General features: G+C 61.2%; 10 protein-coding genes. 6 read left to right on the top strand and 4 right to left on the bottom strand.

The features are described 5' to 3' along the window. Window positions 1-38: 38 nt before the first annotated feature. Window positions 39-455, bottom strand: a complete 417-nt coding sequence (mscL, locus tag J2Y83_RS24885; RefSeq protein WP_253399285.1) for a large-conductance mechanosensitive channel protein MscL — start codon at window positions 453-455, stop codon at window positions 39-41. A 287-nt stretch (window positions 456-742) separates the two neighbouring features. Between mscL and katB the strand changes: the two genes are divergently transcribed. The 3 genes from katB (at window position 743) to radA (ending at window position 4373) form a co-directional block, all read left to right on the top strand. Next, window positions 743-2284, top strand: coding sequence for a catalase KatB (gene katB / locus J2Y83_RS24880; RefSeq protein WP_253399283.1), 1542 nt, complete (start codon window positions 743-745; stop codon window positions 2282-2284). A gap of 137 nt (window positions 2285-2421) precedes the next feature. Continuing rightward, window positions 2422-2970, top strand: coding sequence for an ankyrin repeat domain-containing protein (locus J2Y83_RS24875; RefSeq protein WP_253399281.1), 549 nt, complete (start codon window positions 2422-2424; stop codon window positions 2968-2970). A 35-nt stretch (window positions 2971-3005) separates the two neighbouring features. After that, window positions 3006-4373 carry a DNA repair protein RadA gene (gene radA, locus J2Y83_RS24870; RefSeq protein ID WP_017848272.1) on the top strand — a complete coding sequence of 456 codons (1368 nt, stop codon included), beginning with the start codon at window positions 3006-3008 and terminating at the stop codon, window positions 4371-4373. 25 nt (window positions 4374-4398) lie between these two features. On the opposite strand, the gene J2Y83_RS24865 is transcribed toward radA, so the two are convergent. Beyond that, on the bottom strand, window positions 4399-4767 hold the full coding sequence (locus tag J2Y83_RS24865; RefSeq protein ID WP_247396566.1) for a PilZ domain-containing protein: 369 nt from the start codon (window positions 4765-4767) through the stop codon (window positions 4399-4401). A 176-nt stretch (window positions 4768-4943) separates the two neighbouring features. Between J2Y83_RS24865 and J2Y83_RS24860 the strand changes: the two genes are divergently transcribed. From J2Y83_RS24860 to yjiA, 3 genes are all read left to right on the top strand, one after another. Continuing rightward, window positions 4944-7010, top strand: a complete 2067-nt coding sequence (locus J2Y83_RS24860; protein WP_253399279.1) for a carbon starvation CstA family protein — start codon at window positions 4944-4946, stop codon at window positions 7008-7010. 15 nt (window positions 7011-7025) lie between these two features. Continuing rightward, window positions 7026-7223, top strand: coding sequence for a YbdD/YjiX family protein (locus tag J2Y83_RS24855; protein WP_003176208.1), 198 nt, complete (start codon window positions 7026-7028; stop codon window positions 7221-7223). Between the two features lie 149 nt (window positions 7224-7372). Next, on the top strand, window positions 7373-8332 hold the full coding sequence (yjiA, locus tag J2Y83_RS24850) for a GTPase (protein WP_253399278.1): 960 nt from the start codon (window positions 7373-7375) through the stop codon (window positions 8330-8332). 186 nt (window positions 8333-8518) lie between these two features. Here yjiA and glyA read toward each other — a convergent pair whose 3' ends face one another. Continuing rightward, window positions 8519-9772 carry a serine hydroxymethyltransferase gene (gene glyA, locus J2Y83_RS24845; RefSeq protein ID WP_247397081.1) on the bottom strand — a complete coding sequence of 418 codons (1254 nt, stop codon included), beginning with the start codon at window positions 9770-9772 and terminating at the stop codon, window positions 8519-8521. 219 nt (window positions 9773-9991) lie between these two features. Next, window positions 9992-13843, bottom strand: coding sequence for a bifunctional diguanylate cyclase/phosphodiesterase (locus J2Y83_RS24840; protein ID WP_301295051.1), 3852 nt, complete (start codon window positions 13841-13843; stop codon window positions 9992-9994). Between the last annotated feature and the right edge of the window lie 106 nt (window positions 13844-13949).

Raw genomic sequence — 13949 nt, 5'->3', positions numbered from 1 at the left:
GGCGCCCCTGGAGGCGCCTTCTTTCAAACCGATACGGCTTACAGCGGCTTTTCGTTCTGTGCCTTTAGCAGGTCACGGATTTCACCCAGCAACACTTCTTCCTTGCTCGGCGTCGGCGGCAGGCTTGGGGCCACCGCTTCTTCGCGCTTCAGGCGGTTGATGGCCTTCACACCCATGAAGATCGCAAACGCGACGATCAGGAAGTCGATCACGCTCTGGATGAACTTGCCGTAGGCCAGTACGACCGCCGGGACATCGCCCTGGGCAGCCTTGAGCGTCACGGCCAAATCAGCGAAGTCGACACCGCCGATCAACAGACCGATCGGTGGCATCACCACGTCGCCTACAAACGATGAAACAATTTTGCCGAAGGCGGCGCCGATGATAATACCGACGGCCATGTCGACCACATTACCTTTGACCGCGAAGGCCTTGAACTCACTGATCACGCCCATAGGTTATTCCTTGTTACAGATGAGAAGGGTGGAGCTCAGTGTAAGTCAGTCGTAGCGGGCTTGCCTGACACGACTGTTAACACTGTTGGCTTTTATCGACACATTAAATCGTAAATAGTTTGCAAAGTGCCACCAGTCGCGCGCGAATTACCCATAATTTCAGTGGGTTACCAGATTATTTTCTCAATCGCCTCGGTGGTGTTTTTCTATTTATCTTCTGACTCGCGGGTCACTAGCCTCTGGCAAGCACAACTGAATGTGCATTCAAAAAACCAGAGGAAACCTCGATGAACACCCCCATGAACCGCGCGCCTGTTCTGGTGCGACATGCGCTGGTGCTGGCGACCGTCAGCCTGCTTTCCCTGTCTGTGCAAGCCGCCAACCTGACCCGCGATAACGGCGCCGCCGTCGGTGACAACCAGAACTCGCAAACCGCCGGCGCCAACGGCCCGGTGCTGCTGCAAGACGTGCAACTGATTCAGAAACTGCAACGCTTTGACCGCGAACGCATCCCCGAGCGCGTGGTACATGCCCGTGGCACCGGCGCCCACGGCACGTTTACCGTCACCGATAACCTCAGCGACTTGACCAAGGCCAAAGTCTTCGCCGCCGGTGAAGCAACCCCGGTATTCGTGCGGTTCTCGGCGGTGGTACACGGCAACCACTCCCCGGAAACCCTGCGCGACCCTCGCGGTTTCGCCACCAAGTTCTACACCGCCGACGGCAACTGGGACTTGGTCGGCAACAACTTCCCGACGTTCTTTATCCGCGATGCCATCAAGTTCCCGGACATGGTCCACGCCTTCAAGCCGGACCCACGCACTAACCTGGATGATGACTCGCGTCGTTTCGACTTCTTCTCTCATGTTCCCGAAGCCACCCGCACACTGACCGAGCTGTACTCCGACGCCGGCACGCCGGCCAGTTACCGTGAAATGGACGGCAATGGCGTACATGCCTACAAGTTGATCAACGCCAAGGGCGAAGTGCATTACGTCAAGTTCCACTGGAAGAGCCTGCAAGGCATCAAGAATCTTGATCCCAAGCAAGTCACTGAGGTGCAGGGCCGTGACTACAGTCATATGACGAATGACTTGGTCACGCATATCAACAAGGGCGACTTCCCCAAGTGGGACTTGTACGTGCAAGTGCTCAAACCTGAGGAGCTGGCCAAGTTCGATTTCGACCCGTTGGACGCCACCAAGATCTGGCCCAATGTTCCCGAGCGCAAAGTCGGGCAGATGGTGTTGAACCGCAACCCGGCCAATGTCTTCCAGGAAACCGAGCAAGTAGCCATGGCCCCGGCCAACCTGGTGCCGGGCATCGAGCCGTCGGAAGATCGCCTGCTGCAAGGTCGGGTGTTCTCCTATGCCGACACGCAGATGTACCGCCTGGGCGCCAACGCCCTGCAACTGCCGATCAACGCGCCACGGGTCAGCGTTAACAACGGCAACCAGGACGGCGCGATGAATCTCGGCAAAACCACCACCGGTGTGAACTACCAGCCAAGCCGCCTGCTGCCACGCGAAGAGCCGCAAACCGCGCGTTACAGCCAGTCGCCGCTGGCGGGCAGCACCCAGCAGGCGAAGATCCAGCGTGAGCAGAACTTCAAGCAGGCTGGTGATCTGTATCGCTCCTACAGCAAGAAGGAACGTCAGGACTTGATCGATAACTTCGGCGGCTCCCTGGCCACCACCGACGACGAGAGCAAGCACATCATCCTGTCGTTCCTCTATAAAGCCGACCCGGAATACGGCACCGGCGTGACCAAGGTCGCCAAGGGTGACCTGGCTCGCGTGAAAGCGCTGGCACAAAAACTCACCGACTAACCCCACCCCCCCTGTAGGAGCGAGCTTGCTCGCGAAGATCTGCCAGGCAACGCGTGCATCCAGGATGCACGCGTCATCGTTGACGTTTTTCGCAAGCAAGCTCGCTCCTACAAGGGTTTTGTAGAGGAGTTGAATCAATGCGTACCTTCATCGGGGCGCTGCTGGCCTGCTGGTCGCTGAGCGGGGTTGCCGGGCAGCCTGCGCCCAATGACGCAGCCGCGCTCAAGGCGCAATTGCAAGGCTACTATTTCGATGCCGCACGTCGCGGCGACCTGCCCATGCTCGATACCTTCATCGACGCCGGCTTCCCCCTCAATACCCAGGACGACAAGGGCTACACCGCACTGATCCTCGCCGCCTACCACGGTGAAAGCGCCTACGTTGAGCGTCTGCTCGCCGCCGGCGCCGACGCCTGCGTGCAGGACAAGCGCGGCAACACCGCACTGATGGGCGCGATCTTCAAGGGTGAACTGAACATCGCCCGGCGCTTGCTGGCCACCGCCTGCAACGCCGATCAACGCAACGGCGCCGGGCAGACCGCCGCCATGTACGCCGGGCTGTTCAAGCGCCTCGAACTGCTCGACGAGTTGAAAGCCAAAGGCGCCGACCTGAATGCCGAAGACCCGATCGGCAACAGTGCTTCACGGTTGGCCAGCGGTGAAATCCGGACCCCGGCGCCGCGCTGAGCTATCATCGCGGTTTTTCGGTTGGAGGTTCTCAAATGGCAAAGGCCAAGCGCATGTACGGCTGCACCGAGTGCGGCGCGACCTTTCCCAAGTGGGCCGGCCAGTGTACCGAGTGCGGGGCGTGGAACACCCTCACCGAAACCATGATCGAAAGCGGCGGCGCTGCGGCCCCGAGCGGCCGCGCCGGCTGGACCGGGCAACAGGCGCAGATCAAGACCCTGGCCGAAGTCAGCGTCGAGGAAGTCCCGCGTTTCTCCACCGCCTCCGGTGAACTCGACCGGGTGCTGGGCGGCGGCCTGGTGGACGGCTCGGTGGTACTGATCGGCGGCGATCCCGGTATCGGCAAGTCGACCATCCTGTTGCAAACCTTGTGCAGCATCGCCAGCCGCATGCCGGCGCTGTACGTCACCGGCGAAGAATCCCAGCAACAAGTGGCCATGCGCGCACGCCGCCTGGGCCTGCCCCAGGACCAGTTGCGGGTGATGACCGAAACCTGCATCGAAAGCATCATCGCCACCGCGCGGATCGAAAAGCCCAAGGTCATGGTGATCGACTCGATCCAGACGATTTTCACCGAGCAACTGCAATCGGCCCCGGGCGGCGTGTCCCAGGTGCGTGAGAGCGCGGCGCTGTTGGTGCGTTATGCCAAACAGAGCGGCACGGCGATCTTTCTGGTCGGTCACGTGACCAAGGAAGGCGCGCTGGCCGGGCCACGGGTGTTGGAGCATATGGTCGACACCGTGCTGTATTTCGAAGGCGAATCCGATGGCCGTTTACGCTTGCTGCGCGCCGTGAAGAACCGCTTCGGCGCGGTGAACGAGCTGGGCGTATTCGCCATGACCGACCGCGGGCTAAAAGAAGTCTCCAACCCCTCGGCGATTTTTCTGACCCGTGCCCAGGAGGAAGTCCCAGGCAGTGTGGTGATGGCAACGTGGGAAGGCACCCGGCCGATGCTGGTGGAAGTGCAGGCGCTGGTGGACGACAGTCATTTGGCCAACCCGCGCCGGGTGACCCTGGGCCTGGACCAGAACCGCCTGGCGATGCTGCTTGCGGTACTCCACCGCCACGGCGGTATCCCGACCCATGACCAGGACGTGTTCCTTAACGTGGTGGGCGGGGTCAAGGTGCTGGAGACCGCGTCCGACCTGGCGTTGATGGCGGCGGTGATGTCCAGCCTGCGCAACCGGCCGCTGCCCCACGACCTGTTGGTGTTTGGCGAAGTCGGCCTGTCGGGCGAAGTGCGCCCGGTGCCCAGTGGTCAGGAGCGTTTGAAGGAAGCGGCCAAGCACGGCTTCAAACGCGCGATCGTGCCCAAGGGCAACGCGCCGAAGGAAGCGCCGCCGGGGTTGCAGGTGATTGCGGTGACGCGGCTGGAGCAGGCGTTGGATGCACTTTTCGAGTAGCAGGCACCGCCCCTCCCACAGGGGGTCAGAGCTCCAGCAACGCGCCCAACTGCCGCTCCAGTTCTTCCTGATCGCCCAGATTCAACTCGACCAAACGGCGCAAATGGCTGATCGACTCCAGACTGATGTGCTCGCACTCAAACCCCAGTTGGCCAGGTTGGTCGTGGGTCAGCCTGACCTGCATCTGCACATCGGTAGTGGCGTCCAGGTGGATATCCACATGGAACGACTCAGTGCCGATGCCGAGCCAGGGTGTCGGTCTCAGCACCAGCAAGCCCTTCAGCGATAAATCCACCAACTGCACCGGCCATTCCTGACCGTTTTGCCGGAGTTTGGTCTTGGCATCAAAGGCGATCCGGCGAAAACGACGGCGATCAGACGCATGTTCGGTCATGGTGAAACCCTCTGTGGATGAAGGGATTGTAGCCTTGCGCCATTATTGAGGCTTTATTTCTACTTTTTTTGCCATGGGAAGGCTCTAGACCAACGTAGGGGGCTGGCCTTTAAGGCCAGTAGCGCTAAACTCGAGCTGGTTGTCCTTTCTGTCCACCCTGGCTGGAATACAAAAAAATGAAAAATAATAATAGCCTGCTACGCCACTTACCCTGGCTGGTACTGGCCATAGTAGGTGCGTGCGCTCTAGGCGTAGTGGCCTTGCGCCGCGGCGAAGCGATCAATGCCTTGTGGATCGTGGTCGCAGCAGTGGCGATCTACCTGGTCGCCTATCGCTACTACAGTCTGTTCATCGCCAACAACGTGATGCAACTCGATCCACGACGGGCCACCCCCGCAGTGGTCAATAACGACGGTCTGGACTACGTGCCGACCAACAAACACATCCTTTTCGGTCACCACTTTGCGGCGATTGCCGGTGCAGGCCCCTTGGTCGGCCCGGTGCTGGCGGCGCAAATGGGTTATCTGCCCGGCACCCTGTGGCTGATCGCCGGGGTGGTGCTGGCCGGTGCGGTGCAGGACTTCATGGTCCTGTTCCTGTCCACCCGTCGTAACGGCCGTTCCCTGGGGGATATGGTTCGCGAAGAGATGGGCCGCATTCCGGGGACCATCGCGCTGTTCGGCTGCTTCCTGATCATGATCATCATCCTCGCGGTGTTGGCGCTGATCGTGGTCAAGGCCCTGGCCGAGAGCCCGTGGGGCATCTTCACGGTGATGGCGACCATCCCGATCGCGATGTTCATGGGCATCTACATGCGCTACATCCGCCCGGGCCGCATTGGTGAGATTTCGATCATCGGCGTGCTGTTGCTGCTCGGTTCGATCTGGCTGGGCGGGCAGATTGCCGCCGATCCGGTCTGGGCCAAGGTGTTCAGTTTCACCGGCATCCAGATCACCTGGATGCTGATCGGCTACGGGTTTGTCGCAGCGGTACTGCCGGTGTGGCTGATCCTGGCACCGCGTGACTACCTCTCCACCTTCCTCAAAATCGGCACCATCGTCGCCTTGGCCATCGGCATCCTGGTGACCATGCCCGACCTGAAAATGCCGGCGCTGACCCAATTCATCGATGGCACCGGCCCGGTGTGGAAGGGCGGCCTGTTCCCGTTCCTGTTCATCACCATTGCCTGCGGTGCGGTTTCGGGCTTCCACGCGCTGATCGCTTCGGGCACCACGCCGAAGTTGCTGGCCAGTGAAGGCCATGCCCGTTACATCGGCTATGGCGGCATGTTGATGGAGTCGTTCGTGGCCATCATGGCGATGGTTGCCGCTTCGGTGATCGAACCTGGCGTGTACTTCGCCATGAACAGCCCGGCGGCGATTGTCGGCTCCGACGTGGTCACCGTCGCTCAAACCGTCAGCAGTTGGGGCTTTGCGATTACGCCTGAGGCACTGTCGGCCGTTGCCCATGACATCGGCGAAACCACCGTCCTGGCGCGTGCCGGCGGTGCGCCGACGCTCGCTGTGGGTATCGCGCAGATCCTGCACAGTGTCCTGCCAGGTGAAAACACCATGGCGTTCTGGTACCACTTTGCGATCCTGTTCGAAGCGCTGTTCATCCTGACGGCGGTCGACGCCGGTACCCGTGCCGGGCGCTTCATGCTGCAAGACCTGCTGGGTTCCTTCGTGCCGGCGCTCAAACGTACCGAGTCCTGGACTGCCAACCTGATCGCGACCGCCGGTTGCGTGGCCATGTGGGGTTACCTGCTGTATCAAGGTGTGATCGACCCACTGGGCGGCATCAACACCTTGTGGCCGCTGTTCGGTATCTCCAACCAGATGCTGGCAGGTATCGCGCTGATGCTGGCGACTGTCGTGCTGATCAAAATGAAGCGCCAACGCTACATTTGGGTGACCATGCTGCCGGCCGTCTGGCTGCTGATCTGCACCACCACGGCGGGTTTCATCAAGCTGTTCGACGCTAACCCGGCGATCGGCTTCCTGTCGCTGGCGAAGAAGTACAGCGATGCGCTGGCCAACGGCCAGATCCTGGCCCCGGCCAAGAGTATCGACCAGATGCAGCATGTGATCTGGAATGCCTACACCAACGCAACGCTGACGGCGCTGTTCCTGTTCGTGGTCTTCAGCATCCTGTTCTATGCGCTCAAGGTCGGCATTGCCGCCTGGGGCAACAAAGAACGCACGGATAAAGAAGCCCCGTTCCAGGCCGTACCGGACGCATGATCGAGGATTGCAGCCATGTTCAATGACATCAGTCGCCTCGGTAAATACCTCGGTCAGGCCGCGCGCCTGATGGTCGGCATGCCCGACTACGACACTTACGTCGAGCATATGCAAACCAAACACCCGGACAAGCCGATGATGGACTACAAGGCGTTCTTCCGGGAACGCCAGGAAGCCCGTTACGGCGGCAAGGGTGGGCCAAAATGCTGCTGACCCGGTAATTCGGGCTGGCGGTGATCTACTGTGGGAGGGGGCTTGCTCCCGATAGCGATGTGTCAGTGACATACCAGTGCCTGACACACTGCTATCGGGGGCAAGCCCCCTCCCACATTTGTTTCTGTGTTCCTTCAAGGAGAATTTCTTTGTCCTCTCCCATCCCCGTCACCGTCCTCAGTGGCTTCCTCGGCGCCGGCAAGACCACGTTGCTGCGCCACCTGCTCAAAGCCGAGCACGGTTTGAAAATCGCCGTGATCGAAAACGAATTCAGCGACGCCGGTATCGACACCCAGCTATTGGGCGCCGAGCCCGTGCAAGTCATGACCCTGTCCAACGGCTGCGTGTGCTGCACCATCCACACCGACCTGACCAAAGCCCTGTACCTGCTGCTGGAGCGTCTGGACAGCGGCGAGATCGCCTTCGACCGCCTGGTGATCGAATGCACCGGCCTGGCCGACCCGGCCCCCGTGGCCCAGACTTTTTTCATCGATGAAGAACTGCGCGAGCGCTACATCCTCGACGGCATCATCACCCTGGTGGACGCGGCCCACGCCGAGCACCACCTGAGCCAAACCATCGCCCAGGCGCAGATCGGGTTTGCCGACCGCCTGCTGGTGAGCAAGCGCGACCTGGTGGACGACGCAACCTTCGACGCCCTCTGCCAGCGCCTGACCCGCATCAACCGCCGCGCGCCGATTCGCGTGGTCGACCACGGCGCCATCGACCTGGCTGAATTGCTCGATGTGCGCGGCTTCAACCTCAACGCCGGCATGAACCTGCGCCCGGTCAGCGCCGCGCCGTCCATCGACCGTATCTCCAGCCTGGTGCTGCGCACCGAACAGCCGCTGGATATCGACCGCCTCAGCGAGTTCATGAACGAACTGCTGGAAGACCACGGCAAGCAACTGCTGCGCTACAAGGGCGTGCTGAACATCGCCGGAGACGATCGGCGCATGGTGTTCCAGGGCGTGCTGAAACTGTACGGCTTCGATTGGGACACCGAATGGGCCGAGGGCGAAGCGCGGGAGAGTGTGATTGTGTTTATTGCCGATGAGTTGCCGGAAGACAAGATTCGCGAGGGCTTTGCGAAGGTCTACCAAGCCTAACTTGGAAATACGGTCAAAAATGTGGGAGGGGGCTTGCCCCCGATGGCGGTGGGTCAGCAAACATATAAGTGGCTGACACACTGCTATCGGGGGCAAGCCCCCTCCCACATTGGGTTGCATTCCAAATCCTGATTGGCATAAAAAAGCCCGGCTCAAGAGCCGGGCTTCTTAGTCAAGCAACTGCAATCACGCGCCGTACACCGGCAGCTTTTTGCAGATGGCCTTGACCTTCTCACGCACCGCATCGATCACGGCGTCGTTGTTCAGGTCAGCCAGGATGTCGCAGATCCAGCCGGCCAGTTCCTTGCACTCTGCTTCCTTGAAGCCGCGAGTGGTCACGGCCGGGGTGCCGAAACGCAGGCCCGAGGTGACGAACGGCGAACGTGGATCGTTCGGTACGGAGTTTTTGTTCACGGTGATGAAGGCTTTGCCCAGGGCAGCGTCAGCATCTTTACCGGAGATGTCCTGCTTGATCAGCGACAGCAGGAACAGGTGGTTTTCAGTCCCGCCGGACACCACGTCAAAACCGCGTGCGATAAACACGTCAGCCATGGCCTTGGCGTTTTTCACCACTTGTTGCTGGTAAGTCTTGAACTCAGGCTGCAGGGCTTCTTTGAAGCAGACCGCTTTGGCGGCGATCACGTGTTCCAGCGGGCCGCCTTGGGAGCCTGGGAATACCGCGGAGTTGAGCTTCTTCTCGATCTCGGCGTTGGCGCGAGCCAGGATCAGGCCGCCACGTGGACCGCGCAGGGTTTTGTGCGTGGTGGTGGTGACGACGTCAGCGAACGGAACCGGGTTCGGGTAGACGCCAGCAGCGACCAGACCGGCCACGTGGGCCATGTCGACGAACAGGTACGCGCCCACTTTGTCGGCGATGGCGCGGAAACGTGGGAAGTCGAGGATCTGCGAGTAGGCAGAGAAACCGGCCACGATCATTTTCGGCTTGTGCTCGACCGCCAGGCGCTCGACTTCGTCGTAGTCGATCAGGCCGTTGGCATCGATACCGTATTGAACGGCGTTGTACAGCTTGCCGGAGGAAGAAACGCTGGCGCCGTGGGTCAGGTGACCGCCGTGGGCCAGGCTCATGCCCAGGATGGTGTCGCCGCCTTGCAGCAGGGCCAGGTACACGGCGCTGTTGGCTTGGGAACCGGCGTGTGGCTGGACGTTGGCGTAATCGGCGCCGAACAGTTGCTTGGCGCGGTCGATGGCCAGTTGCTCAACCACGTCGACGTATTCGCAGCCGCCGTAGTAGCGCTTGCCTGGGTAGCCTTCGGCGTACTTGTTGGTCAGAACCGAACCTTGAGCCTCCATGACCGCAGGGCTGGTGTAGTTTTCCGAAGCGATCAGCTCGATGTGCTCTTCCTGGCGCACGGCTTCTTGCTCCATGGCGGCGAAGAGATCGGCGTCGTACTTGGCAATAGTCAAATCACGGCTGAACATGGCGGTCCTCAAGGATCGGGGGGCAGAAAAGGAAGGCATTCTAACCCAATGGGTTTTAGATGGCATATGAAAGGACGTCATGTCGCGGACAAGTGGCTTTCATCTGGGAACGGGCGGTGACTGTACCGGCGCCATCGGGGGCAAGCCCCCTCCCACACACACATCAAAATGTGGGAGGGAGCTTGCTCCCGATGAGGCCAGCGGCTTCACCGCAGATCTTCAGTCAAACATGAACAACGCATCATTGCTGAACTGCGCCGCGAACCGATTCGGCGGCATCGGCCGCCCGAACAGATAACCTTGCACCTCATCGCAGCCATGCTCGCGCAGGAAGTCCAGCTGTTCATGGGTCTCCACGCCCTCGGCGATCACCGCCAGGTTGAGGCTGTGGGCCATGGCAATGATCGCTCGGGCGATTTGCGCATCCTGCTCGCCGGACGGTAGGCCGTCGACGAAGGAGCGGTCGATCTTGAGCACGTCGATGGGGAATTGCTTGAGGTAGTTGAGCGACGAATAGCCGGTGCCGAAGTCGTCCACCGCGATGCTCAGGCCGAGGTTTTTCAGGCTGGCGAGGATCTGCAGGGCTTCGTTGACTTCGCGCATCAGGATACTTTCGGTCAGCTCCAGCTCCAGGCACGCCGGCGGCAGGCCGGTGTCCTTGAGGATGGTGGCGATACGCTCACCCAACTGACCGTCGGAGAACTGCCGCGCCGAGATGTTCACCGAGACTTTCGGCACCCGCACTTTGTTCTCGTGCCAGGTCTTGAGCTGACGGCAGGCTTCGCTGATCACCCAGTCGCCCACGTCCACCACCAGGCCCAGCTCTTCGAGCACCGGAATAAAGTCCCCAGGCGGCACCAGGCCACGACGCGGGTGGCGCCAGCGCAGCAGCGCTTCGGCGCCGGTCAGGCGTTTGCCGTCGCCGCTGAATTGCGGCTGGTAATAGAGCACGAATTCGTTCTGGTCCAGGGCATGGCGCAGATCGCTTTCCAGCTCCAGCCGCTCCAGGGCGCTGGCGTTCATGTCGGCCTGGTAGAACTGGAAGTTGTTCTTGCCGCGTTCCTTGGCGTGATACATCGCGGTGTCGGCGTTTTTCATCAACTGGCTCAGCTCGTTGCCGTCCTGCGGGCTGAGGGCGATGCCGATACTCGCGGTGACGAAGAACTCGCGGCCTTCCAGCACGAAGGGTTTGACCAGGCTGGCGAGGATTTGCTCGGCCACGTTAATCGCGCGGTTCAGCGCCAGTTCGCGGCTGGTCCGCGGCTGCAGGAGCAGGGTGAACTCGTCGCCGCCCATGCGCGCCACGGTGTCGTCTTCGGCCACGCAGCCGAGCAAGCGGGTGGCCATTTCCTTGAGCATACGGTCGCCGGCGGCGTGGCCCAGGGAGTCGTTGATCGGTTTGAAGCGGTCGAGGTCGAGGAACATCAGCACCACCCACGACTTCTGCCGTTCGGCCGACTGCAGCGCGGTGTGCAGACGGTCCTGGAACAGCGTGCGGTTGGGCAGATGGGTCAGGGCGTCGTAATAGGCCAGGCGGTGGATGCGCTGTTCGCTGGCCTTGCGCTCGCTGATATCGCTGAAGAAGCAGACATAGCTGGCCAGATCGCCTTCATCGTCGAACACGGCGGTAATGCCGACCCAGGCCGGGTAATGCTCGCCGTTGCGGCGCTTGAGCCACACTTCGCCTTCCCAGGTGCTGTGCTGATGCAACTGCTTGAGCACGTAGCGCAGGTGGGCTTCCTGTTGCTCGTCGACGGTGAGCATGTTCGGCAACTGGTCGAGCACGTCCGCTACGGCGTAGCCACTGACGCGGCTGAACGCCTCGTTGGCCTGCACGATATAGCCCGCCGGGTCGGTGATCAGGATCGCCGACGTGGAGTGCTCGAATACCGTGGCGGCCATGCGCAGGTCTTTCTCGGCGCGGCGCTGCTGGCTGATATCGCGACCCACGCCGAGGATGCCCTCGAAGGCGCCGTGCTCGTCCCACACCAACACCAGGCGCAACTCGATCGGTACTTTGCGCCCGTCGGCGCGCAGGCAGTCGAACAGGAACAGTTGGGTATGGATGTCATCACGCAACTTGGCCAGCGCCTGCACGTCGCCCAAGGCCCGGCTGACTTGCTCGACCAGGCTGTAGATGCCGGCCAGTTGCTGCGGGTTGGCGATGATCGACTGCCAGCCATTCTTGAACACCCAGTCCACGTCATACCCCAGCACGGCGCTGACCGAGGGGCTGATGTAGTTGAGGGCGAGCCGGCTGTCGGTGGAGCAGATCACGTCGCTGATGCTTTCGGCCAGCATGCGGTAGCGCTGTTCGCTGTCCCGCAGGGATTCGCTGGCTTCGATCTGATCGGTAATGTCCTTGGCCACGCCGATGATACGCGTGACCTGCGCGGTCTTGTCGCCGGCCAGGGCTTGCTCGCGGATATCGAAGCGGCGCCATTGGTTATTGCGGTGGCGAAAGCGTAACTGGCAGTGCAGTTGGGTCGAATAGCCGGCCTGGCGCTGCTGCTGGCGCAAGTCGTGGTAATGCTCGGCGTCTTCGGGGTGCAGCAGGATTTCCCAGAAGTACTCGCCCATTTGCTGCAATTCGGCCTTGTTGTAGCCGAGGGTGTGGCCCAGGTGGTGGTTGCTGAAAATCATCCGTTGGCTGATCACATCCTGCACATACAGGTGATCAGGCACGGTGCGCACCACGTCCGACCAGAAACTCTCGCGCTCCACCAGCGACAGTTCGACCAGCTTGCGGCTGGTGATGTCGCTGATGCTGAGGATCACCGCCTTGAAGTCGTCGCGCTGTTCCGGCAGGCGCATCACCAGCCACAAGTATTGATGGTTGCCGGCTACGTCGTTGAGCTGGATTTCCAGCTCCAAATGGCTCTGTTGGGTCAACACCGCCTCGAGCACCTGATAGCCGATGGCCGTGGTGTTGCGTGGGCAATCGTCGATCAGGCGTTCCCAGGCTTGCTCGCACGAGCTGACGTTCAACAGGCGCACCGCCACCTGGTTGACCTCGGTGACGCGCAGTTCCCTGAGCAACTGGCGGCGCGCTTCGGGGTTGCTCTGCAGCCACCCGTGCAATTGCTCGCTTGTGCGGATCTTGGCCTTGTCGAAGAACGCGTTGAGCTCCGACAGGTCAAGCACGCACAGGGCCACGCCGGTGCCTTCGAAAATATCCTGATAACGCCGCCGGCCTTCGTTCACCTGGCGCTGACGGCGGCGCATATTCAGCAGCACGATCACCGGGACCAACGAGAAGGCAAGGCCGAGCAGGCACTTGCCGATAAACGCCGGCAGCAGTTGTTCCAGGACCGCGTTACGGTCGAAGAGGCCGCGCAGTTGCCAGTCGCTTTTGCTCAGGGGCGTGACCAGTACGCTTTTATTCAGTTCGTCCGGGGTCAGGGCGGGGGGGGCTTGTGTCGACATGCCGCTGTCACGGCTGACCACGCGGTGGTTCAGGCTATTCTCGATGGCCCACATCGGCCGCTGGCCTTGGCTGTCCTGGCGGGTCAGGCTGGCGAGGTAGTTCGGTGCCAGGCGCAGTGCCCAGTACATTTTCGAATCGCCACTGGGCTGATGCAGCAACAGATAGATGACGGTGCCGTCGTTGTCGTTGCTCAGGTAGTAGGGCTGGGAATGGCTGCGCTTGACCAGTTCCTCGAGCAAGTCGCGGTCCTGGCTGTCTTTGGCCGTGTCGCGGAGCATCGTGCCGCTGGGGGCGAGCAGCGCGAAGCTGCGCAGTTCCGGCAGGGAGCGCTGCAAGGTGCGCATCAAGGCCTGTTGCTGTTCGTCATTGCGCGGCGGCTCGACTATCGGCAGCAGATTCAGGGCGATCTGTGCGCTCAGGCCCATGTTCAGGCTGATTTGCTCAGCCAGGTCGGCGCTGTAGTCGATGGTGTACTGCTTCTGATTTTGCTGGCTCTGCTGCAGTTGGTCGAGCAATTGCCAGAACAATAACGCGAGCAACATGAGGACAAGCGTCGCCAATGCGCCTTTGAGGGTGCCGTGCAGGGGCGCTCCCGGCGCTATATGAGCGGCGCGCAGGGGAGTGGGCGGCGTGACTTTGGACAAGCTGTGATCCTGCGGTTTGGCTGGACTGGCGCGCGACATGCACTATAAGCCGGACGCCCGAAGGGCGGCTAGCATGCCTTGACTTGTGGCAAAGTGCCAGTCCTGC

Source organism: Pseudomonas marginalis, assembly GCF_024169655.1.
GTDB classification, from domain to species: domain Bacteria; phylum Pseudomonadota; class Gammaproteobacteria; order Pseudomonadales; family Pseudomonadaceae; genus Aquipseudomonas; species Aquipseudomonas paraveronii.
The sequence above is the reverse complement of the archived record's forward strand: the minus strand, read 5'-3'. Positions and strand labels throughout refer to the sequence as shown.

Bases quoted from the DNA above. Each gene is read 5' to 3' on its own strand.
- mscL (WP_253399285.1), bottom strand. From the start codon at position 455: ATGGGCGTGATCAGTGAGTTCAAGGCCTTCGCGGTCAAAGGTAATGTG.
- katB (WP_253399283.1), top strand. From the start codon at position 743: ATGAACACCCCCATGAACCGCGCGCCTGTTCTGGTGCGACATGCGCTG.
- J2Y83_RS24875 (WP_253399281.1), top strand. From the start codon at position 2,422: ATGCGTACCTTCATCGGGGCGCTGCTGGCCTGCTGGTCGCTGAGCGGG.
- radA (WP_017848272.1), top strand. From the start codon at position 3,006: ATGGCAAAGGCCAAGCGCATGTACGGCTGCACCGAGTGCGGCGCGACC.
- J2Y83_RS24865 (WP_247396566.1), bottom strand. From the start codon at position 4,767: ATGACCGAACATGCGTCTGATCGCCGTCGTTTTCGCCGGATCGCCTTT.
- J2Y83_RS24860 (WP_253399279.1), top strand. From the start codon at position 4,944: ATGAAAAATAATAATAGCCTGCTACGCCACTTACCCTGGCTGGTACTG.
- J2Y83_RS24855 (WP_003176208.1), top strand. From the start codon at position 7,026: ATGTTCAATGACATCAGTCGCCTCGGTAAATACCTCGGTCAGGCCGCG.
- glyA (WP_247397081.1), bottom strand. From the start codon at position 9,772: ATGTTCAGCCGTGATTTGACTATTGCCAAGTACGACGCCGATCTCTTC.